At 65.9% G+C, this 19,954-nt stretch carries 22 protein-coding genes and 1 pseudogene; 15 read left to right on the top strand and 8 right to left on the bottom strand.

Translation table 11 applies throughout. The annotated features are described in order from the left end of the window. Window positions 1–15 precede the first annotated feature (15 nt). Window positions 16–780 (top strand): SOS response-associated peptidase, encoded by a 765-nt coding sequence (locus G6N55_RS10615; protein WP_085220109.1) that lies wholly within the window; start codon window positions 16–18, stop codon window positions 778–780. Window positions 781–1,025: 245 nt separating this feature from the next. After that, complete coding sequence (locus tag G6N55_RS10610) at window positions 1,026–1,892, top strand: 3-hydroxyacyl-CoA dehydrogenase family protein (protein WP_085220058.1); 867 nt, start codon at window positions 1,026–1,028, stop codon at window positions 1,890–1,892. Here the strand turns inward: G6N55_RS10610 and G6N55_RS10605 are convergent. The 3 genes from G6N55_RS10605 to G6N55_RS10595 are packed head-to-tail and all read right to left on the bottom strand — an operon-like array spanning window position 1,889 to window position 3,570. Next, on the bottom strand, window positions 1,889–2,125 hold the full coding sequence (locus G6N55_RS10605; RefSeq protein WP_085220059.1) for a hypothetical protein: 237 nt from the start codon (window positions 2,123–2,125) through the stop codon (window positions 1,889–1,891). The two genes, G6N55_RS10610 and G6N55_RS10605, sit on opposite strands and share 4 nt — an antisense overlap. 54 nt (window positions 2,126–2,179) lie before the next feature. Then, complete coding sequence (locus G6N55_RS10600; protein WP_085220060.1) at window positions 2,180–2,797, bottom strand: TetR/AcrR family transcriptional regulator; 618 nt, start codon at window positions 2,795–2,797, stop codon at window positions 2,180–2,182. Window positions 2,798–2,799: 2 nt separating this feature from the next. Continuing rightward, the gene (locus tag G6N55_RS10595; protein WP_085220061.1) at window positions 2,800–3,570 is read right to left on the bottom strand and encodes an SDR family NAD(P)-dependent oxidoreductase; all 771 of its coding nucleotides are present in this window, start codon (window positions 3,568–3,570) and stop codon (window positions 2,800–2,802) included. Window positions 3,571–3,612: 42 nt separating this feature from the next. Here G6N55_RS10595 and G6N55_RS10590 point away from each other — a divergent pair, with 42 nt between their 5' ends. The 4 genes from G6N55_RS10590 to G6N55_RS10575 are packed head-to-tail and all read left to right on the top strand — an operon-like array spanning window position 3,613 to window position 7,804. After that, window positions 3,613–4,866, top strand: a complete 1,254-nt coding sequence (locus tag G6N55_RS10590) for an alkyl sulfatase dimerization domain-containing protein (protein WP_085220062.1) — start codon at window positions 3,613–3,615, stop codon at window positions 4,864–4,866. Then, window positions 4,863–5,612 carry an SDR family NAD(P)-dependent oxidoreductase gene (locus tag G6N55_RS10585; protein WP_085220063.1) on the top strand — a complete coding sequence of 250 codons (750 nt, stop codon included), beginning with the start codon at window positions 4,863–4,865 and terminating at the stop codon, window positions 5,610–5,612. The genes G6N55_RS10590 and G6N55_RS10585 overlap by 4 nt, the downstream gene beginning before the upstream one ends. A 3-nt stretch (window positions 5,613–5,615) precedes the next feature. Further along, the gene (locus G6N55_RS10580; RefSeq protein WP_085220064.1) at window positions 5,616–6,800 is read left to right on the top strand and encodes a sulfotransferase family protein; all 1,185 of its coding nucleotides are present in this window, start codon (window positions 5,616–5,618) and stop codon (window positions 6,798–6,800) included. After that, on the top strand, window positions 6,797–7,804 hold the full coding sequence (locus G6N55_RS10575; RefSeq protein ID WP_085220065.1) for a zinc-dependent alcohol dehydrogenase: 1,008 nt from the start codon (window positions 6,797–6,799) through the stop codon (window positions 7,802–7,804). Before G6N55_RS10580 ends, G6N55_RS10575 begins: the two co-directional genes overlap by 4 nt. A 76-nt stretch (window positions 7,805–7,880) precedes the next feature. Here the strand turns inward: G6N55_RS10575 and G6N55_RS10570 are convergent, their stop codons facing one another. Beyond that, window positions 7,881–9,299, bottom strand: coding sequence for a phytoene desaturase family protein (locus G6N55_RS10570; protein WP_085220066.1), 1,419 nt, complete (start codon window positions 9,297–9,299; stop codon window positions 7,881–7,883). A gap of 137 nt (window positions 9,300–9,436) precedes the next feature. Between G6N55_RS10570 and G6N55_RS10565 the strand changes: the two genes are divergently transcribed. Then, entirely contained in the window at window positions 9,437–10,012 is a 576-nt protein-coding gene (locus G6N55_RS10565) for an HdeD family acid-resistance protein (RefSeq protein WP_085220110.1), read from the top strand. On the opposite strand, the gene G6N55_RS10560 is transcribed toward G6N55_RS10565, so the two are convergent. Continuing rightward, the gene (locus tag G6N55_RS10560) at window positions 10,009–11,229 is read right to left on the bottom strand and encodes a PucR family transcriptional regulator (RefSeq protein WP_085220067.1); all 1,221 of its coding nucleotides are present in this window, start codon (window positions 11,227–11,229) and stop codon (window positions 10,009–10,011) included. The two genes, G6N55_RS10565 and G6N55_RS10560, sit on opposite strands and share 4 nt — an antisense overlap. Before the next feature lie 142 nt (window positions 11,230–11,371). Here G6N55_RS10560 and G6N55_RS10555 point away from each other — a divergent pair, with 142 nt between their 5' ends. The 5 genes and pseudogenes from G6N55_RS10555 (at window position 11,372) to G6N55_RS10535 (ending at window position 16,785) form a co-directional block, all read left to right on the top strand. Next, the gene (locus G6N55_RS10555; RefSeq protein WP_085220068.1) at window positions 11,372–12,883 is read left to right on the top strand and encodes a long-chain-fatty-acid--CoA ligase; all 1,512 of its coding nucleotides are present in this window, start codon (window positions 11,372–11,374) and stop codon (window positions 12,881–12,883) included. Between the two features lie 2 nt (window positions 12,884–12,885). Continuing rightward, complete coding sequence (locus tag G6N55_RS10550; RefSeq protein ID WP_085220069.1) at window positions 12,886–14,595, top strand: PHA/PHB synthase family protein; 1,710 nt, start codon at window positions 12,886–12,888, stop codon at window positions 14,593–14,595. Then, window positions 14,592–15,436, top strand: a pseudogene (gene phaZ, locus G6N55_RS10545) (poly(3-hydroxyalkanoate) depolymerase). Before G6N55_RS10550 ends, phaZ begins: the two are co-directional and overlap by 4 nt. Then, window positions 15,433–15,780: an acyl-CoA dehydrogenase family protein gene (locus G6N55_RS10540; protein ID WP_232078973.1), complete on the top strand. Its 348-nt coding sequence runs from the start codon at window positions 15,433–15,435 to the stop codon at window positions 15,778–15,780. The pseudogene phaZ and the gene G6N55_RS10540 overlap by 4 nt, the downstream one beginning before the upstream one ends. A gap of 120 nt (window positions 15,781–15,900) precedes the next feature. Further along, complete coding sequence (locus G6N55_RS10535) at window positions 15,901–16,785, top strand: cyclopropane mycolic acid synthase family methyltransferase (RefSeq protein WP_085220070.1); 885 nt, start codon at window positions 15,901–15,903, stop codon at window positions 16,783–16,785. On the opposite strand, the gene G6N55_RS10530 is transcribed toward G6N55_RS10535, so the two are convergent. Both G6N55_RS10530 and G6N55_RS10525 read right to left on the bottom strand, forming a co-directional pair. Next, a complete protein-coding gene (locus G6N55_RS10530) occupies window positions 16,786–17,271 on the bottom strand; it encodes a YbaK/EbsC family protein (protein ID WP_085220071.1) in 486 nt (161 codons plus the stop codon). 11 nt (window positions 17,272–17,282) lie between these two features. Beyond that, a complete protein-coding gene (locus G6N55_RS10525; protein WP_085220072.1) occupies window positions 17,283–18,131 on the bottom strand; it encodes an SDR family oxidoreductase in 849 nt (282 codons plus the stop codon). Window positions 18,132–18,433: 302 nt separating this feature from the next. On the opposite strand from G6N55_RS10525, the gene G6N55_RS10520 reads away from it, so the two are divergent. Next, window positions 18,434–19,096 carry a sigma-70 family RNA polymerase sigma factor gene (locus G6N55_RS10520; protein ID WP_163667270.1) on the top strand — a complete coding sequence of 221 codons (663 nt, stop codon included), beginning with the start codon at window positions 18,434–18,436 and terminating at the stop codon, window positions 19,094–19,096. Further along, entirely contained in the window at window positions 19,093–19,389 is a 297-nt protein-coding gene (gene rsrA, locus G6N55_RS10515; protein WP_085220074.1) for a mycothiol system anti-sigma-R factor, read from the top strand. Before G6N55_RS10520 ends, rsrA begins: the two co-directional genes overlap by 4 nt. Before the next feature lie 29 nt (window positions 19,390–19,418). On the opposite strand, the gene G6N55_RS30335 is transcribed toward rsrA, so the two are convergent. Next, a complete protein-coding gene (locus G6N55_RS30335; RefSeq protein ID WP_089025046.1) occupies window positions 19,419–19,493 on the bottom strand; it encodes a 50S ribosomal protein bL37 in 75 nt (24 codons plus the stop codon). A 211-nt stretch (window positions 19,494–19,704) separates the two neighbouring features. Between G6N55_RS30335 and G6N55_RS10510 the strand changes: the two genes are divergently transcribed. After that, window positions 19,705–19,920, top strand: coding sequence for a biotin/lipoyl-binding carrier protein (locus tag G6N55_RS10510; protein WP_085220112.1), 216 nt, complete (start codon window positions 19,705–19,707; stop codon window positions 19,918–19,920). Window positions 19,921–19,954: the final 34 nt, after the last annotated feature.

Genomic DNA, 19,954 nt, shown 5'->3' with positions numbered 1-19,954 from the left:
GGCACCATGGATGTCATGTGTGGACGGTTTGCGGTCACGACGGATCCGGCCCTGCTGGCCGAGAAGATCAAGGCGATCGACGAAGCTACCGGTACCTCGGAGCGCGCGGCGGAGCCCAATTACAACGTCGCCCCGACGACCACGGTCGCGACGGTGGTGTCCCGCCACAGCGAGCCGGACGACGAGCCCACTCGCCGGGTGCGGCTGATGCGCTGGGGACTGGTTCCGCCGTGGGTCAAGGCCGGTCCCGACGGCGGCCCGGATTCCAAGGGCCCGCTGCTGATCAACGCCCGGGCTGACAAGGTGGCCACGTCGCCGGCTTTCCGCGGTTCGGCCAAGAGCAAGCGTTGCCTGGTGCCGATGGACGGCTGGTACGAATGGCGGCCCAACCCGGACGGCGCCGCGGGCAAGAAGACCGCCAAGACGCCGTTCTTCATGCACCGCGACGACGGCGAGCCGCTGTTCATGGCCGGCCTGTGGTCGGTCTGGAGACCCGACAAGGAGGCCGATCCGCTGCTCAGCTGCACCATCATCACCACCGACGCCGTGGGTGAGCTCGCCGCGATCCACGACCGGATGCCGTTGATCCTGGCCGAGCGCGACTGGGACGCCTGGCTGAACCCCGACGCCCCGCTGGACGCCGAGTTGCTTGCACGTGTGCCGGATGTGCGCGGCATCGAGCTGCGCGAGGTGTCGCGGCTGGTGAACAGCATCCGCAATAACGGGCCCCAACTGCTCGAGCCCGCCGAGCCGGAGCCCGAACAGATCACGCTGCTCTAGCGCGCCTTTGTTCTATTGAAACCGCTGTGGCGCAAGTTTTCGGTAATCCGGAAACCCGCGATTGTCGCTGAGAGGCGGGCAATAGATACACAAGAGGCCACGGCGATCGCAACGCAGGCCGCGCTGTGACGCAAGAGTTTTGAGAGGTGCAATGCGTTGCTCTTGTCCATCAGAGACAACGTTCGGCGATTCTTTGTCGATGAGCGACGGATCGCGGCACGCGGCCGCGGACTTAGCATGCGTATGTGACTGGTTCCTACACGTACGCATTCGAAGACATCCAAAACCGCCCCGTCGCGGTGATCGGGGCCGGCACCTTGGGTCGCCGCATCGCCCTGATGCTCGCCAGCCGCGGCGGAACCGTGCGAATCTACGCGCGGCGCAAAGAACAACGTGACGAAGCCACGCAGTACGTGGCTCAGGCGCTTCCGAAGCTGGTGGCCGACCGCGGATTTGGCGAAGTCGGCGTCGTGACCACCACCGGATCGCTCGACGAGGCGTTGGACGGAACCTGGCTGGCCGTCGAGTCGGTCCCCGAGAAGCTCGAGATCAAGATTCCACTGTGGGGCGAGATCGACCAAGCGGCGCCGGCGGGCACCATTTTCGGGACCAACTCGTCGTCGATCCCATCTCGACTGATGGCCGAAAACATCAGGGACAAAACACGTTTGTGCAACATGCACTTCTACATGCCACCGGATATCAACGCGGTCGAGTTGATGTCCGATGGTGAGACTGCGCGCGGCCTGCTCGACACCCTGCTGGCCGTGCTGCCCGAATTCGGCGTGCATCCCTTCGAAGTACGCAAGGAAAGCATGGGTTTCATCTTCAACCGGGTCTGGGCCGCCATCAAGCGCGAGTCGCTGGCCGTGGTTGCCGAGGGCGTCGGCCGCCCCGAGGACATCGACGGGCTGTTCAAGCTCGCCCTGGGCGTGCCGGTCGGCCCGTTTCAGATGATGGACCTGGTCGGCCTCGACGTCGTGCTCGACATCGAAAACCACTACGCCGCAGAGAATCCACACCTGCCGAAGCACGTGCGGGACTTGCTGCAGTCCCAAATCGACGCCGGCAAGCTCGGTATCAAAACCGGCGAGGGCTTTTATGCGTACTAGTTGCTGAGAACCAGGCGCCAGTTGCCCTGCGCGTTACGGTCCGGAACGCACCAGAAGTTATTCCAGCCCCCGGGTGTCGAGGCCTTCACACCCGGGCCGGCGTCCTGACAGGCCTGCCGCGTCGGGTAGCTGCCCTCGGTCTGAATCGTGTCGGCGTTGCTGACCCCCAGTCCGGCCGTCATCGACCCGGCGAAGGCCAGCACACCGGCGGCGAAAAGTCGCTTCATGTTCATGGGCAACACGTTAGGCCCTGTCAGGCGACCGCATAGGGCTTTTCGCCGCGATGTTTATGCCCGCTGCAGCGAAACCGCGGTGGCGACGGCCTCCAGCAGCCGGGTGAGTTGTTCGGCGTTGCTGATCGTGCGGTCTCCGCCGGCCAGTCGGGTGAACACGCCCGCGATGAACGTGGTGACGGCCGTCGTCTGTGCGTCGAGAAGTTCGGGATCGTCGGTGCCCGGCTGTAGGTGGGCGATCGCCTCGCGGGTCATCGCGTTCATCTGGGCGACGAAGGTCTGTGACGTCTCGGCGAGACCGGGATCGCGCACCGCTCCCAGTAGCAATTCATGCCGAGCCCGGTTCAGCATCAGTCCGGGCCCATCGGCCTGCATCATGGTCAGCTCCGCCAGGTGCGCGAACGGTGCGAGCGGGTCTGGGGGTTCGTCGATCACCGATTGCAGGTTGGCAACGTCGATTTCGGCGACCCGCCAGCCGACGCCGCGCAGCAGCGCCGCCCGGGTGCGGTAGTAGTACGACGTGGTGCCCTCCGGCACTCCGGCGCAGCGATCGACCTGCCCATGCGTCAGGCCGCGGGATCCCTGCTCGGCCAGCACCTGGATCGCGGCGTCACACAGCTGGCGCCGGCGTTCGTCGCCGTTGCGTTTCCGGGATCGGGTGCTGGCTGCCATGGTCACCGAAGGACGGTGCCGCCGTCGATGTTGACGACCTGACCGTTGATCCATTCGCCCTCCTCGGACAGCAGGAAGGCGACCAGTGCCGCGATGTCCTCGGGAGCGCCGACGCGGGTTCCGCGAATGCGCTTCAGCGCGCCGGCCTGCAGGTCCGGCCATTGCGGAACGGAGCGGATGGACTCGGTCGCGGTGAAGCCGGGTGCCACGGCGTTGCAGCGGATGCCGTCCTTGCCCCACCGGGACGCGACATGGCGGGTCAGCGCGCCGATTCCGGCCTTCGCCGTAGCGTAGGCGGGTCGCGCGGGCTCGCCCTGGAACGCTGCCGCCGAGGACATGTTCACGATCGCGCCGCCCCCACTGGCGAGCATTCGCGGGATGGCGTATTTCATGGCGGCGACGTAGCCGCGCAGGTTGACGGTCATCACGCGGTCCCACACGTCGAAGTCGATATCGACGATATCGGTGTCGGCCCGGATCGTGCTCATGTCGGCGCCGACGTTGAACAGCAGGTCGACCCCGCCGTAAGTTGTTGTGGCCGAATCGATCAGCGCCGACACGGACGCCGGATCGGCGAGGTCGAACGTAACGTGGACGGCGGTGCCGCCGGCTCCGGCGATGCCGGCGGCGGTCTGCTCCGCGGCGGCGGCGGCGACGTCGCCGATGACGACCCGGCAGCCTTCCGCCCCGAGCCGGGTAGCCGTCGCGGCACCGATGCCGGTGGCGCCGCCGACCACCACCGCTACCCGTTCGGCCAGACCGCGCAGTCCCATGGATATTGACTTTACCTCTAGAACTGTAGAGGATCGCAAGTCATGGCTGGAATTCATCGGGAGCGTCCCGGGGCCGCCGATCTGGCAGCGGCGACCGACACTCCCGCGACGCCGCTCGGCGACGACATTTGGATGTCGCCCGGCGTCTCCAACTCGTACGCGGTCGCCACCGATGACGGACGGGTCATCGTCAACGCGGGACTGGTGTTCGAGGGCCCGTTGCACCGCAAGGCCTTTGCCGAGGTGCCGGGCCCGGCGCGCGCCATCGTCGTGACCCAGGGCCACGCCGACCATTGGGGCGGGGTGCACACCCTGCGCGACGACGGCACCGACGTGATCATGCACCGCAACTACCGGTACTGGCGTGACGACAACAATCTGCTGATGGGCTATCGCGTGCCCAAGACGTCGTTCGCCTTCCAGAAGTTCTCCGACGCCGTGCTCGAGCACTTCAAGACCATCGATCCGGCGACGATCGACTTCTCGTTTCCGGAGCCGACCACGACGTTCGACCGCCGCCACGAATTGACCGTCGGCGGACGCAGGATCGAGTTGGCCTGGACGCCGGGCGGCGAGACCACCGACGCGCTGGTCGTGTGGCTGCCCGAGGATCGAATCCTGTTCAGCGGTAACCTGTTCGGTCCACTCTTCGGTCACGTGCCGAATCTGATGACCATCCGCGGCGACCGGTACCGCGACCCGATTCTCTACATCGAGTCGCTGAACGCCGTGCTGGAATACGGGCCGCTGCGACTGATCACCGGCCACTTCGACCCGATCGAGGGTGCCGACCGCATCGCCGAGGAGGTCACCGCGATGCGCGACGCGATGCAGGCCGTGCACGATCGCACCGCCGAGCTGATGAATTCCGGCGCCGACATCCACGCCGCGATGCGCGAGGTCACGGTGCCCGAGCAACTCGACGTCGGCGAGGGCTACGGCAAGACCGCCTGGAATGTGCGCGCCATCTGGGAGATGTACACCGGATGGTTCCGGCACCGTTCCACCACCGAGCTCTACGGGGTGGCACCGGATTCCGTTGCGGGGGATGTGGTTGACGCCGCCGGCGCCGACGCACTGGTCGAGGCGGCCCGCGCCCACGTCGACAACGGACGTCCGCTGCAGGCGATACACCTGACCGACCTCATTCTCACCGCCCAACCCGCGCACCCGGCGGCGCGCGCGGTGGCCGCCGACGCGCACGAGTCGTTGCTCGCCGACACCGAAAACTTCTGGGAAAAAGCCTGGCTCACCAAATCCATCAAGGAATTGAGGACCTCGAAAGGATCCGCATGAACTCCATCAGGTTCGACTTCACCGGCGCCAACGTGCTGGTGACCGGCGGAACCAGCGGCATCGGCAACGCGATCGCCGCCGAGTTCGCCAAGGCGGGCGCCGCCGTCACGGTGACCGGCACCCGCGCGTCGACCGCCGACTATCCCGAAACCGACCTGAGCGCATTCACCTACCGCCAGTGCCAGATCCAAGATCCCGACGCCGTCGACGCGCTGGCGGACTCACTCGGTGATCTCGACGTCTTGATCAACAACGCCGGTGGTCCGTACCCCGCCGGCGACGAATACGACCCGGACGGCTACGTCGCGTCGGTGGCGCAGAACATGTTGGGCCCCATGCGGTTAACGATGCGCTGCTACGACCGCCTGAAGGCGAGCAATGCACCCGGCGGCGCCAGCGTCGTCAGCGTTGTCTCGATGTCCGCCTTCCGGTCGGCGGTGTTCGTCCCGGGGTATGCCTCCTCGAAGATGGGCCTGATCGCTCTGACGATGAACCTCTCGCGCCGGTGGGCCGGCGACGGGATCCGCGTCAACACCATCGCGCCCGGGCTGATCGACACCCGAATGACGCACCCCGCCATGGGCGTTCCGGAGATCATGGACGTCGAGATCGGCTTCCACACACCGTTGGGCAGACCCGGGACACCGCAGGACTGCGCGGGCGCGGCGCTGTTCTTGTGTACCGACGCCGCGTCGTACATCACCGGCAGCACCATCGCCGTCGACGGCGGATACCTGACGGTCTGAAACATGAGCGAATTCGACAACCTCGCGACCAGCGACGACGTGCTCAAGTTGGCGTCACAACGCACCGGCCTGACCGAAATCGATTCCGACTCTTGGCGTGACGGACTACAGCTGATCCTCGACGACGTCAACAACTCGCCGGCATTCACCCAGTACGGCCGGGAACGCATCCTGAACGACTCGACCGACGCCCTGGGCCGGCGGCTGCAGGTCCACGGCTACATCCAGGAGCATCCCGCGGTGCTCGACGCGCCCGTCGAGCGGCCGCTGATCGTGCTCGGCATGCCCCGCACCGGAACCACCGTGATCAGCTATCTGCTCGACCAGGACCCGGGACGACGATCGCTGCTGCACTGGCAGTGCGTGGATCCGATACCACCGGCGCCCACCGAGACGTTGCGCACCGACCCGCGCTGCCTGGCCCTGCTGGAGGAGCAGCGCAAGATCCTGGAGATGGTGACGAAGGCGAAAGTGGCACTGCCGCACTGGGAAGACGCCGACGGCCCGACCGAGGACATGTTCATTCACAACCAGGACTTCAAGGGCCTGTCCTGGGACTCGTTCCTGTCGAGCACGCGCTACTCCGAATGGCTGTTCGACGAGACCGACATGACCACCACCTACGAGTACCAGAAGCGCTACCTGCAGGTGCTGCAGTCCACCGCCCCCGGTGCCTGGAGCCTGAAGATGCCGTCGCATTCGGTGCACATCGAGGCGTTGCTGAAGGTCTTCCCCGACGCCCGGCTGGTGTGGGCGCATCGCGACCCGTACAAGGCCACCGGGTCGCTGGCCAACCTGTGGAAGCTGCCCAAGGGGATGACGCATCAACCCGAGGCCATCGATCTGGAAGCCATGGGGCGCAACGCAATGTGGCAGATGCGCTACCACGTGGACCGGCCGCTGCGGGCCCGCGAGTGCATCGGCGACGACCGCTTCTTCCACATGTACTACCACGAGATGATGCGCGACCCGATGGACGTGATGCGCCGACTCTACGAGTGGGCCGGCGATCCGCTGACCGCGGAAGCCGAAGCGCGCATGCGTAATTGGCTCGCCAAACATCCGCAGGACCACTACGGGCTCAACTCGTACAGCCTCGATCAATACGGCCTGACCGTCGAACAGCTCGAGCCGGTATTCGCCGAATACCTGGACACTTTCGACATCGAACTCGAGGCAGCGCCATGAAAATTTCCGTGGTGACCGGACCGGGTAGGGCCGAGGTCCTCGATGCCGAGCGTCCGCAGGCCGGTCCGAACGACGTCCTGGTCCGGATGCGGGCCTGCGGAATCTGTGGCTCCGACGCGTTCTACATCACGATCGGCGGCATCCCGCCGCGCCAGGGACACACGCCGCTGGGACACGAACCGGCCGGCGAGGTCGTCGAGGTCGGCGACCAGGTGTCCGGCATCGCCATCGGCGATCACGTCGTGATCAATCCGATGGTCGCGCCGAGCGGCATCATCGGCAACGGAGGTCCGGCCGGTGCGCTCGCTGATTACCTGTTGATCGAAAACGCGGTGCGCGGAACAAGTCTCGAAGTGATTCCCAGCCACATCCCGTGGGAGGTGGCCGCGCTGAACGAGCCGATGGCCGTCGCCCGCCACGGCGCCAACCAGTGCAAGCCCAAGCCGACGGACAAGGTCGTCGTGTTCGGTGCCGGGCCGGTCGGGCTGGGCGCCACACTTGCCTTCAAATCCCTTGGCGTAAGCCATGTCGTGGTCGTGGACCTGATCCCCTCCCGGCTGGAGAAGGCACTGCAGATCGGCGCGGACGCGGTCATCAACTCCGCCGAGGAGCGTGTCGTGAAGCGCCTCATCGAACTGCATGGTGCGGGCGAGTCGATGTTTCCCGGCAAGGCCGGCACCGACATCTATCTCGACGCCGCGGGGGCGTCGGCGGTCATCGACACCGCGCTGACCGCCGCCAAGAAGGGCGCAACCCTGGGAATCGTTGGCGTCCATAAGGAACCGGTACCCGTCGAGTTCGTCAACATCATGAGCAACGAGATCACCATCGTCGGATCCATGGGATATCCCGACGAGATCTTCGAGGTGACCAAGGACATCGTCGCGAACTGGAAGAAGTACGCGCTGATCGTCAGTCACACCATTGCGTTCGAGAACGTCGGCGAGGCGCTCGAACTCGCCAGCACGCCCGGCGCCGCCGACAAGGTCGTGGTGACCTTCTAGTGTCTGGCGCGCGAGCGTAGCGCCACGGCGAGATATGGCCGGGTTTTTCGCCGTGGCGCTACGCTCGTGGCGCGAGTTAGACGCGAGCCAGGTCGTCGAGGGCGAGTTTGGCGGCGTTGGCGCCACACATGCCGTGCGCGCCGGGGCCGGGCGGGGTGGCCGCCGAGCAGATGTACATGCCAGGTACGCCAATAGTGTAGGGCGACAGCGTGATTCGTGGGCCGAAGGTGAGCTGGCGGATGTCCTTTGAGCCGGTCATGATGTCGCCGCCGGCGTAGTTGGCGTTGAAGGTGGCCATCTGCGTCGTGCCGCGCACGGCGTGGCCGACGATGCGCTCGGTGAAGCCGGGCGCGAACCGCTCGATCTGGGCGATGATCGCCTCCGTAGCGTCCCCGGTGTAACCGTTGGGGACGTGGGCGTAGCTCCACACCGGATGCGTATTGCCCACCGAACGTTGCGGATCGGCCAGGTACTGCTGACCGATCAACACGAACGGCCGCTCGGGCATCCGCCCGGCGTGGATGTCGCGCTCGGTTGCGGCGAGCTCCGTGAAGGTGCCGGCCAGATGCACCGTGCCGGCCCGGTGCGCGTCCGGGTTCGTCCAGGGCACGCCGCCCTCGACGGCGAAGTCGACCTTGAACGCGCCGGGGCCACGCCGGAACCTGGTGAAGGCGGCCGAAATTCGGCGGGGCAGCCGGTCTCCGAGGATGCCGGCGACCGCGCTGGGCGCCAGGTCGAACATCGTGACGTCGGCCGGCGGCAGCTGCGACGTATTCTGCACCCGGACACCGGTTTCGATCTTGCCGCCCAGATCGCTCAGCAGCGCGACCATCGCGTTGGCGATCGACTGAGATCCGCCCTCGGCCACCGCCCAGCCGTGCCGGTGGCCGGCCGCGATGATGCCCATCCCGATGGCGGACGTCATTGGGTAGTGCAGCGGCCGGAAGGCGTGGGCCGCAACGCCGCCGAACAACGCCCGGCCCTCGTCGGTGCGGAACACCCGCGCGAACGTCGATGCGGGAAGCACGGTGGGCGCCCCGAACCGGGCCAGCATCAGCGGATGGTGCGGGATCCGCAGCAACGGGCCCATGATGTCGTCGCTGAGCGCATCGAAATGGCCGGCGGGATAGCCGAACGCGAGGCGCCAGCGCGCCCCGTCGCGACCCAGGCCCGCCGCCGTCTGCTCGACCGAGCGGTGCAGCACGCCCGCGCTGCCGCCGTCGAGCGGATGGACGCAATCGATCTCCGGCCAGCGCCACGACAATCCGTACCGCTGCAGATTGAAGGCGCTCAGGAACTGCGAGCCGACGGCCATCGGGTGAATCGCCGAACAATGGTCGTGCAGCAGGCCGGGAATGATGGCCTCGTTGCTGCGGGTACCGCCGCCAACCTCGTCGGCGGCTTCGAGGACGGTGACCTGCACGCCCTTGGCGGCCAGGCAGATGGCGGCGGCGAGCCCGTTGGGCCCGCTACCTACCACCACTGCGGTACTCATAGTTACTGTGCACGTTACCGCGAGCGCACAATACCTCGGCGCCTCGCGTCCGTCATTGTTCGCTATACCCGTGCGCGATGCGCAATTGTGTCGCGTCGGACATTTTCTTTTCACCTATTCTGGCGAATGATATTGAGATGACTATTCGCGACGACACCGTTTTCGAAGGTCCTTTGCAAGCACTTGCCCGCAGTGCCTGGCAGGTCCTCCTTCTTACCGGCATCCTGGCCGTTGCGCTGGGTGTCATAGTGCTGGCCTGGCCAGGTCAGACACTGTTTGTTGCAGGTGTCCTGTTCGGCATCTACCTGGTGGTTTCCGGGGTCGGCTACGTGTTCGCCGCCTTCGGCTCGCACGCCGGTGCCGCGATGAGAGTGCTGACGTTTATCACCGGCATCGTGTCGCTGATTCTGGGATTCTTTTGCTTCCGTGAAGAATTCGAGGCAGTCACGCTTTTGGCCATCTGGATCGGCATCAGCTGGCTGTTCCGCGGGATGACCCTGCTTGCCGCGGCGTTGTCGTTGGACCACATGCCGGGCCGCGGCTGGCAGGCGCTGTCGGGGTTGGTCATCGTGGTCGGTGGCGCGGTACTGATCGTCTCGCCGCTGCACTCGATCGCTGTGCTGACCCTGGTCGCCGGCTGCTGGCTGATCGCCATCGGCGTCGTCGACGTGATCAGCGCGTTCCAGGTTCGCAGCCGGACCAAGGCCGCCTAGGGCAGTCGCGCGTCGACCTCGAGAGCCAGACACAGCTCGGCGATGTCTCGGGGCCGAGAAAGCGATCGGTCGGTCAACTCCTCGATCCGGTGCAGCCGATGCCGCACGGTATTGGGGTGGCAATAGATTTTGGCGGCGGTCTCGTTCGCGGAACCGCCGACCTCCACCCAGGCGCGGAACGTGCCGAGCAGAATGGTGCGTTCCTCGTCGGGCAGCTCGTCGAGTCGCTGCAGCACCAGTGATTTGATCCGCGCCATGACCTCCGGGGCACTGACCGCCGCGACGGCGAGCGGACTGTCGTCGAAGACGGTGATCAGTGAGTCGCCGGCGGCCTTCCCGGTGACCGCCAACCGGGCTAACCGCAACGCGTCGCTGGTTTCGGCGAGCTCCTGGAAGGGCGGGCTGATGCCGACCCTGGCGGTCGCGGCATGGCCGAGCACCTCAACGAGCGTGCCCAGGGCTTCCGGTGCCGGCCCGCTCAAATGGACGATGCCGACCTGTAGGTCGGGCAACAGTCGCCACGCGGAACGGATGTCACGGGCGGATAGCTTGTTCTCGATCGCCGGAAGTCCCAGCTTGCCAATGGCGGGCAATTCCGCGGCCACGACGGCATAGGGTCCCGAGGTGGGCAGCCGCAGCAAATCTGCTGCCTCCCAAAGGCTTTGACCGTCAGTGATCCGCCGCGACAGCAGCGCTTCCACCAGTGCCGATCGTTCTTCCTCGCGCTCGAGAATCTGCGCCGTCAACTGCTGACGGTAGGCGTTGCTCATTGCCTGGGTGAAGATCTCCTGGGCGAGGAACACCCGCGCCGTGGCGTCCAGGATGGAGTCGGTGGGAATTGCCGCGGCGCGCGCGGTGGCAAGCGTCTGTTCCCACATGAATCGGAATCCGATTCGGTAGGCGGTCATCACGGCCGGCAGGGGTACACCGGCAACCGCGCGTTCGGTACCGGTGCGCTCCGCGGGCGCGACGTCGGCATCGCCCTCACGGTTGAGCGAGTCGAAGATGAACGTCAGGTTCGCCACGCAACTTTCGATCACGTGATCCTTCGCAACGATGTTGCCGTCGCGGTAGGCGTCGATCTCCCGGCAGAGCAGATCCGCCATCTTCGTGCCCAATCTCGGCGCGCGCGCCAGCATGAGCCTGCCGAGTTCGACCACATAGCGATCGGCGGCGGCGTCGCGCCGGACACCGTCGGTCTTCGATGCGACGCTCATATCCGAAACCCTATTCCGGGCATTGCCCGATGTGAACGGTCACACCGAAACCGTTCCGCTGTTGTATTCGGCGACATTGTCCTGCGCAGATTCCGGATCGACGATGGAAACAGCACCACAGAACATTTGCGAAAGGCATCCCATGACCGCCCTCAGTGCCAATCTCGTCGCATCGAAGAACCGCAACCCTCAACGCGTCGCGCTGCGCTGCGACGATCTGCAATTCACCTTCGCCGAGCTCGACGACGCGGCCGCCCGGGTGGCGACACTGCTGGAGCAAGCCGGCGTCGAGCCGGGCGACCGGGTGGGCATCATGCTGCCCAATACTCCGGCCTTCGCGATCGCGTTCTACGGCATCATCTACCGCGGCGCCGTCGCGGTCCCGATGAACCCACTGCTCAAGGCCCGCGAGGTGGCGTTCTACCTGTCCAACAGCGGTGCCAAGGCATTGTTCGCGACGCCGGCCTTCGCCGACCAGGCCACCGCCGGTGCGGCGGAGGTCGGTGCACGGTGCTGGGTTGTCGATGACGCCGGGCTGACCGACTTGACCGCCGCGCTGCCGGCTCAGGGTTCCCCGGTCGAGCGCGCCGACGACGACGTCGCGGTCATCCTGCACACCTCGGGCACGACCGGAAAACCCAAGGGCGCCATGCTCACCCACGCCAATCTGGGCCGCAACGCCGACGTGGCCGTGCGCACCCTGGTCGAAGCCGGTCCGGACGACGTCATCATGGGCTGCCTGCCGCTGTTCCACGTCTTCGGCCTGACCTGCGGGCTCAACGGGGCCGTCCTCGCGGGCGCGACGCTGACGCTGATCCCCCGGTTCGATCCGCGCAAGGCTCTCGAAGTGATTGAGCGCGACGGCGTCACGGTGTTCGAGGGCGTGCCGACGATGTACTCGGCACTACTGAGCGTGTCCGAAGAGGCCGCCCCCGAAGCGACGCGGAGTTTGCGGACCTGCGTCTCGGGTGGTGCGGCTCTTCCGGTGCAAGTCCTCACCGACTTCGAAAAGGCGTTCGGCTGCACCGTTCTCGAGGGCTACGGCCTCTCCGAGAGCTCTCCGGCGGCCGCCTTCAATCATCCCCACCGGCCGCGCAAGGCCGGCTCGATCGGAACCCCGATCGAGGGCGTACAAATGCGGGTGGTCGACCTGGATGGGGCTGAGGTTCCGCAGGGCGACACGGGCGAAATACAGATCCGCGGCCACAACGTGATGAAGGGGTACTGGAACCTCCCCGATGCCACCCAGGCCACGATCACTCCCGACGGCTGGCTGCGCACCGGTGACGTCGGCCGAATCGATGAGGATGGCTATTTCTACATCGTCGACCGGACCAAAGACCTGATCATTCGGGGCGGGTACAACGTGTACCCCCGCGAGATCGAGGAGGTGCTCTACGAGCACCCGGCGGTCGCTGAGGCCGCCGTCATCGGCGTCCCGCACGACTCCCTCGGTGAGGAAGTCGGTGCCGCAATCGCTCTGAAGAAGGGCGCCACGGTCACGGCCGACGAACTGCGCGAGTACGTCAAGGAGCGGGTGGCCGCCTACAAATATCCGCGCCTGGTCTGGCTGGTCGACGACCTGCCCAAGGGGCCCACCGGCAAGCTGCTGAAGCGCGAAATCACCATTCCGACAAGCGAAGGCAAAAGATAGCGATGGCTAGATCACCCAATCCCCCCAATGCCGTAGTCAAAGCCGACGAGCTGGCCGCTCCGCTCGACCTGCTACTCACCACCGCCACCAAGCCATTCGCCAGCCGAATGATGCCGAACGCCACCTGGGCCCGCTTCGGTGCCGGCCTCGCTCAGCATCCGGGTGCCGTCGCCGACCGGGCCGGCACGCTGACGCGCGAGCTCGGCGGTATCGCCGCGGGTAAGTCGCACCGTGCGCCGGCGCGCGCCGACAAGCGATTCAGCGACCCTGCGTGGCAACAGAATCCGTTGCTGCACCGAATCATGCAGGCCTACCTGGCCGGCGCCGAGGCCGCCGAAGGGCTGCTCACCGATGTCGGGCTTGACTGGCGCGATAGCGAGAAGATGCGCTTTGTGATGGACAACCTGGTCGAGGGGTTGGCGCCGACCAACAATCCCCTGATCAGCCCGCTGGGCTGGAAGGCGCTGATCGACACCGGCGGCCTGAGCGCGGTGCGGGGCACGAAGGCCTTTGCCCGAGACATGCTTTCGAAGCCTCGCGTGCCGGCGATGGTCGAGCCCGACGCCTTCGCGGTCGGCGAGACCGTGGCCGTCACCAAGGGGGCTGTAGTGCTGCAAACCTCGATGTTCGAACTGATCCAGTACGTCCCGCAGACGCCCAAAGTGCGCGCCATACCGCTGCTCATGGTGCCGCCGGTGATCAACAAGTACTACATCATGGACATCGCGCCCGGCCGCAGCATGATCGAATACTTTGTACAGCAAGGCCAGCAGGTGTTCGTCATCTCCTGGAGCAATCCGCAAGCACGCCAGCGTGATTGGGGCTTCGACGCCTACGGTGCGGCGATCATCGAGGCGATGGACGCGGTGCAGAAAATCGCCGGGACGGATAGCACGCACCTGCTGGCCACCTGCTCGGGCGGCATCCTCGCGGCGATGACCGCGGCCCACCTCGGTGAGATCGGCGAGCAAGACCGGGTCGCGGGCCTGACCCTGGCGGTCACCGTGCTGGACGAGAACCGGGCCGGCTTCGCGGCCGCGGCGATGAGCGACCGCGCCGCCCAGGCGGCGATAAGGGTCTCCCGTCGCAAGGGTTATCTCGACGGGCGCGACATGGCGGAGATGTTCGCCTGGCTGCGGCCCACCGACCTGGTCTGGCGGTACGTGGTGAACAACTATGTGCAGGGCCGCAAGCCGGCGCCCTTCGACGTGTTGTTCTGGAATGCCGACACCACCCGGATGGCCGCCGCGCTGCACCGCGACATGGTGCAGATGGGCCTGGGCAACGCGCTGGTCACTCCCGGGGCGGTCAGCATGCTGGGCAGCCCGGTCGATCTGGCCAAGATCACCTCCGACGCGTATGTCATCGGCGGTGTGGCCGACCACATCTCCCCGTGGCAGGCCACCTATCGCAGCGCGCGTCTGCTGGGCAGCAAGGACAACCGCTACGTCCTGTCCACCAGCGGCCACATCGCCGCGCTGGTGAATCCGCCCGGCAACCCGAAGGCGTCGTACCGGACCGGTCCGGTCGACGTGGAGGATCCCGAACAATGGCTCGATGCCGCGGAGAAGTCGGCCGACTCCTGGTGGCCGAACTATGTGGCCTGGCTCGCCGAGCGCAGCGGCCCGGAGATCGACGCCCCGAAAACCCTTGGCGGGGAGGACCTGCCACCGCTGGGCCCGGCCCCGGGCAGTTATGTGATGGAGAAATGAGCGCCGCGCGCAGGCTGGCACCGGTGAGCACCATTGGCGAACACCGATATATCACCGCCGGCGGGCAACGGATCCGGATGAACGTGCGGCCCGGGACCGGCGTACCGCTGGTGCTCTGCAATGGCATTGGGGCCAGCCTGGAAGTGCTCGATCCGCTAGTGGAGCAGTTGGATCCGAGTTCGGCGGTGGTCAGATTCGACGTCCCCGGCACCGGGGGATCGCCGACATCCGTTGCCCCCTTTGGTTTTCCCTACTTGGCCTGGGTGCTTGGGCGGGTGCTGTCCAAGCTGGGAATCGGCGTGGTGGACGTGCTCGGCCTGTCCTGGGGCGGGGCGCTTGCCCAGCAGTTCGCCTTCCAGAATCCGCGCCGGTGTCGGCGCCTGGTGTTGGTGGCGACGGGTACCGGCCTGCTGATGGTGCCCGCCCACCCGCGGGTGCTGACGAAAATGGTTACCCACGCAGGTTCTCGGATCCAGGCTATGCTGCATCCATTGCCGGTGAGCTATACGGCGGTACCGTCCGCGCCCATGGTGACGACGTCGCGCAACTGTTCGTGCGGCAATTGCACGCCGGTTCCAAACTTGGCTACCTGCACCAACTTCTCGCGGGTTCGGTCTGGACCAGCCTGTTCGCGCTACCGGCGGTACGGCAGGAGACGTTGATCGTCGCGGGCACCGATGACCCGATCATTCCGGTGGTCAACGCGCACATCCTGCACGCACTGCTGCCGCATTCGCGGCTGCACCTGCATTCCGGTGGGCATATCGACCTGGTGCACAACGCCGTCGAACTTGCTCCCGTCATCGAGAGTTTCCTGCACGAGTCAGGTGAAAGACCGTGAGCCACAACGATATCGACACGTCGGACTTCTACTCGTACGAGTACCTGCTCACCGACGATGAACGTGCGCTGCTTCATGCGGTGCGTAAGTTCATGAAGACCGACGTGGCGCCCGTCCTGCTCGAGCATTGGTCCCGCGCGACGTTTCCGTTCGAGGTCGTGCCCGGCATGCGCGAGTTGGGCCTCGCCGGACTGCCGTACCACGGTTACGGCTGCGGCGGGCGACGCTACCTGCTCGACGGCATGATCGCGATGGAGCTGGCCCGCACGGACTGCTCGATTGCCACCTTCAACGGGGTGCACGGCGGACTGGCCATGGGCTCGATCTATCTCTGCGGGAGTTAGCTGGATGCGGGCTGGGCGGAGCGCTCCCACGGGGTATATAGACTGTCACACCGGGGGAGTCGGTCAACTTCGATCGGACGCCGCAAAGTCCAATAAACCCGATCTGGAAAGTTGTGCCTTTTGTCTTCAAAGGAAAGCGAAATTCCCGGCCTGAAACCGCATTTCGAAGACGTGCAGGCGCACTACGACCTGTCCGACGATTTCTTCGCGCTGTTCCTGGATCCGACGCGCACCTACAGCTGCGCCTATTTCGAGCGCGAGGACATGTCGCTCGAAGAGGCGCAGTTCGCCAAGGTCGACCTCTCGCTGGGCAAGCTCGGGCTGCAACCCGGCATGACCCTGCTCGACATCGGCTGTGGGTGGGGCACCACGATCGTCCGCGCGCTCGAGGGCCACGACGTCAACGTCGTCGGCCTGACGCTGAGCCGCAACCAGCAGGCGCACGTCCAGCAGCGTCTGGACCAGCACTCGTCAGCGCGTACCAAGCGGGTGCTGCTGCGGGGCTGGGAACAGTTCGACGAACAGGTCGACCGCATCGTTTCCATCGGCGCCTTCGAGCACTTCGGGCGCGACCGCTACGACGACTTCTTCAAAACCGCCTACGAGGCACTGCCGGACGACGGGGTGATGATGCTGCACACCATCATCAAGCCCAGCGAAGTGGAATTCGCCGAGCGCGCGCTGCCGCTGACCATGACGAAGATCCGCTTCATGAAATTCATCATGGACGAGATCTTCCCGGGCGGAGACCTGCCCAACGCGAGGTCCGTCGAGGAGCACGCCAAGCGCGCCGGCTTCAGCCTCGAGCTCTACCAACCGCTGCGCCTGCACTACGCCCGCACCCTCGACAACTGGTCGGCCGCCCTGCAGGCGCGTCGCGACGAGGCCATCGCGATTCAGTCGCAAGAGGTCTACGACCGGTACATGAAGTACCTGACCGGTTGCGCGGACCTTTTCCGTGCGGGTTACACCGACGTCGCGCAGTTCACCCTCACCAAGGGCTAGCTAGGCCTGGATGTCGGCGGTGACGGCGCCGGTCACCCGGATCAAGTCCGCCGGGGCCACCGCGACGTCCCAACCGCGGCGGCCGGCACTGCAGAACACCCGCTCGAAGGCCAGCGCGCTGGAATCGACGACCGTCGGCAGCGCCTTGCGCTGACCGAATGGCGAGACCGCGCCGACGATATAACCGGTGGTTCGTTCGGCGACCGCGGGCTCGGCCATCGCGGCTTTGGCCACGCCCAGCGCCGCGGCGGCCGCCTTCAGCGAGAGCCGGGCGCCGGCCTGCACGATCGCGACGGCCAGCCCGCTGGGCACCGCGATCACCAGCGTCTTGTAGATCTGCCCGGGCGCAATGCCGTTGGCGCCTAGGGCATTTACCGCTTCCACGCCGAACGAGTGCTCCCGTGGATCGTGGTTGAACTTCACCACGTCGTGCGGCACGCCGGCCTTGGTCAGCGCCGCCAGTGCCGGTGTCGCGGTGGCGGCCACGCTACTGCCCCTTAGGGACCCGAGTACCCCGGCGGGTTGACGCCGTCCACCCAGAAGTCGACGCCGAGGGTGCCGCCCGGCACGCAGTTGTAGACGGACAAATCGGTGACGCCGTTTTCCAGCAGCACGTCCTCGCACAGCAGCATGTTGCCGGTGTACTCCTTGGACGGCTTGTTGAGGATGACGTAGGCGGCGTCGGAGTAGATCTCGGGCTTGCGGGCCCGGCCCATCGCCTCGTCGCCGCCGAGCAGGTTCTGCACCGCGGCGGTGGCCACCAGCGTGCGCGGCCACAACGTGTTGGACGCGATGCCCTCTTCCCGCATCTCCTGCGCGATTCCCAGGGCGCACAGCGTCATGCCGAACTTGGCCATCATGTACGCCGTCGGCTTCAGCCACTCCTGCCCGAGCAGCACCGGTGGTGACAGCGTCAGGACGTGCGGGTTCTCCCGGCCCTTCATGTGCGGCAGACACGCCTGCGAGACGGCGTACGTGCCACGCACCTGGATGCCGTTCATCAGGTCGAACCGCTTCATCGGGACCTCGGCGATGGACCCCAGGTTGATCGCCGACGCGTTGTTCACGCAGATGTCGATGGCGCCGAACTGCTCCACGGTCTTGGCCACCGCGGATTCGACGGAATCAGGGTCACGGACGTCCCCGACGATCGGCAGTGCCTGCCCGCCGGCCTCCTCGAGTTCCTTGGCGGCGGTGTACACCGTTCCCGGCAGTTTCGGGTGCGGCTCGGCGGTTTTGGCGATCAGGGCGATATTGGCGCCGTCCTGTGCTGCGCGCTTGGCAATTGCCAGGCCGATACCGCGACTGGCGCCGGAGATGAACATGGTCTTGCCGTTGAGAGACATGGCGTCACACTAACTCCCGGCTCCATCGGGTCGGATTGCGGGACCGTGCCGGTCGGGTCGGGACGGAAATAGCACGTCGGCTCGCGCTGTTACTCCTGACGGTCTCTGAAACGCATGTGAGCGGCCCGGGCAAACATTGTCGGTCGTAACCCTTAGATTGGGAGGAGGATCTGGTGTCAACGGCGACAAGCCTGTTAGGCAGTTCGATAGGCGAGGAGCAGTTGGTTCGCTTATTTGCGAGTCCGGTGTCGCTCGGGGTGGTACGCGGCGATGCTGCAACAGAAGGGACCGTGTTAATCGAGATGGCCGACTTAGACGATGGCCCAGACGCCGTGACCGGTTCCGACAACGCCGGGCTCACGCCGGTTGACGAAACCGATGAGGAGTTGACCGCGCGTTTCGAGCGCGATGCGATTCCGCTGTTGGATCAGCTCTACGGCGGCGCGCTGCGCATGACGCGCAACCCCGCTGACGCCGAGGACCTGCTTCAGGAAACGATGGTCAAGGCCTACGCCGGGTTCCGGTCGTTCCGGGCCGGCACCAACCTCAAGGCCTGGCTGTACCGGATTCTGACCAACACCTACATCAATAGCTATCGCAAGAAGCAGCGCCAGCCCGCGGAGTATCCGACCGAGGAGATCACCGACTGGCAGCTGGCCTCCAACGCCGAGCATTCCTCGACGGGTTTGCGGTCGGCCGAGGTCGAGGCCCTGGAGGCGCTGCCGGACACCGAGATCAAGGCGGCCTTGCAGGCGCTGCCGGAAGAGTTCCGGATGGCCGTCTATTACGCCGATGTCGAAGGTTTCCCGTACAAGGAGATCGCCGAGATCATGGACACCCCGATCGGGACGGTAATGTCTCGGCTGCATAGGGGCAGACGTCAGCTGCGCTCGTTGCTGGAAGACGTGGCCAAGGAGCGCGGCTTCATCCGGGGTCCACAGGCGCACGAGGAGGTGTCGTCATGAGCGAGTTCTCGCCCGATGGCGCCTCGGCGGGTGCGGAGCCGCGCACGAAGGCAGAGTGCGCCGAACTGATCGCCGAGGTATGGACGCTGCTCGACGGCGAATGCACCGCCGAGACACGAAAAAAGCTCAAGCAGCATCTCGACGAATGCCCGCCATGCCTGCGGCTGTTCGGGATTGAAGAGCAGTTCAAGGCGCTGATCGCGACGAAATGCAGTGGTGACAAGGCCCCCGAGGGCCTGCGCGAGCGGTTACGGCTCGAGATCCGCCGCACCACGATCATCCGGGACGTGTAGTACCGGCGCCGCGGCGCGACTACCAGCGGCTAGGCGTTGGGACGCTTGCCGTGGTTGGCCTTGCTGTACTTGCGGTCACGCTTCTTGCGGCCACGCTTGGCCATGGGAGAACCTCCGTCGTTCGTTCATGATCCGGGCGCCGGGCACCCGTCAGGTTGCCGACAATTCTCTCACGGCTGCGCGTGTGCTTTTTCACCCCACCGGGCGCTGGCCCGCGCGCCGGTATGCCCGATGATGTTGTGGTTCGATATACATGAGCTTGATGGAAGCCCAGACCAGCCAGCATGCGCGATGGCCGAAACGAGTGGGGTGAAGATGGCCGAGGATGTTCGGGCCGAGATCGTGGCCAGCGTGCTCGAAGTCGTTGTCAACGAGGGCGACCAAATCGGCAAGGGCGATGTCGTGGTGCTGCTGGAGTCGATGAAGATGGAGATTCCGGTCTTGGCCGAAGTCGACGGCACGGTCAGCCAGGTCAGCGTGGCCGTGGGCGACGTCATTCAGGCGGGCGACCTCATCGCCGTGATCAGCTGACCGTTCGGCGCTTCGTACCTACCACCGTGGAACG

This window comes from Mycobacterium florentinum, from assembly GCF_010730355.1.
Taxonomy (GTDB): Bacteria; Actinomycetota; Actinomycetes; order Mycobacteriales; family Mycobacteriaceae; genus Mycobacterium; species Mycobacterium florentinum.
This window is presented reverse-complemented; position numbering and strand designations above follow the sequence as displayed.

Coding starts and splice junctions, on each gene's coding strand:
- G6N55_RS10570 (WP_085220066.1), bottom strand. CDS start 9,299: ATGAGTACCGCAGTGGTGGTAGGTAGCGGGCCCAACGGGCTCGCCGCC.
- G6N55_RS10565 (WP_085220110.1), top strand. CDS start 9,437: ATGACTATTCGCGACGACACCGTTTTCGAAGGTCCTTTGCAAGCACTT.
- G6N55_RS10555 (WP_085220068.1), top strand. CDS start 11,372: ATGACCGCCCTCAGTGCCAATCTCGTCGCATCGAAGAACCGCAACCCT.
- G6N55_RS10510 (WP_085220112.1), top strand. CDS start 19,705: ATGGCCGAGGATGTTCGGGCCGAGATCGTGGCCAGCGTGCTCGAAGTC.
- rsrA (WP_085220074.1), top strand. CDS start 19,093: ATGAGCGAGTTCTCGCCCGATGGCGCCTCGGCGGGTGCGGAGCCGCGC.
- G6N55_RS10580 (WP_085220064.1), top strand. CDS start 5,616: ATGAGCGAATTCGACAACCTCGCGACCAGCGACGACGTGCTCAAGTTG.
- G6N55_RS10525 (WP_085220072.1), bottom strand. CDS start 18,131: ATGTCTCTCAACGGCAAGACCATGTTCATCTCCGGCGCCAGTCGCGGT.
- G6N55_RS10595 (WP_085220061.1), bottom strand. CDS start 3,570: ATGGGACTGCGCGGTCTGGCCGAACGGGTAGCGGTGGTGGTCGGCGGC.
- G6N55_RS10550 (WP_085220069.1), top strand. CDS start 12,886: ATGGCTAGATCACCCAATCCCCCCAATGCCGTAGTCAAAGCCGACGAG.
- G6N55_RS10585 (WP_085220063.1), top strand. CDS start 4,863: ATGAACTCCATCAGGTTCGACTTCACCGGCGCCAACGTGCTGGTGACC.
- G6N55_RS10605 (WP_085220059.1), bottom strand. CDS start 2,125: ATGAACATGAAGCGACTTTTCGCCGCCGGTGTGCTGGCCTTCGCCGGG.
- G6N55_RS10560 (WP_085220067.1), bottom strand. CDS start 11,229: ATGAGCGTCGCATCGAAGACCGACGGTGTCCGGCGCGACGCCGCCGCC.
- G6N55_RS10575 (WP_085220065.1), top strand. CDS start 6,797: ATGAAAATTTCCGTGGTGACCGGACCGGGTAGGGCCGAGGTCCTCGAT.
- G6N55_RS10615 (WP_085220109.1), top strand. CDS start 16: ATGTGTGGACGGTTTGCGGTCACGACGGATCCGGCCCTGCTGGCCGAG.
- G6N55_RS10590 (WP_085220062.1), top strand. CDS start 3,613: ATGGCTGGAATTCATCGGGAGCGTCCCGGGGCCGCCGATCTGGCAGCG.
- G6N55_RS10520 (WP_163667270.1), top strand. CDS start 18,434: ATGGCCGACTTAGACGATGGCCCAGACGCCGTGACCGGTTCCGACAAC.
- G6N55_RS10600 (WP_085220060.1), bottom strand. CDS start 2,797: ATGGCAGCCAGCACCCGATCCCGGAAACGCAACGGCGACGAACGCCGG.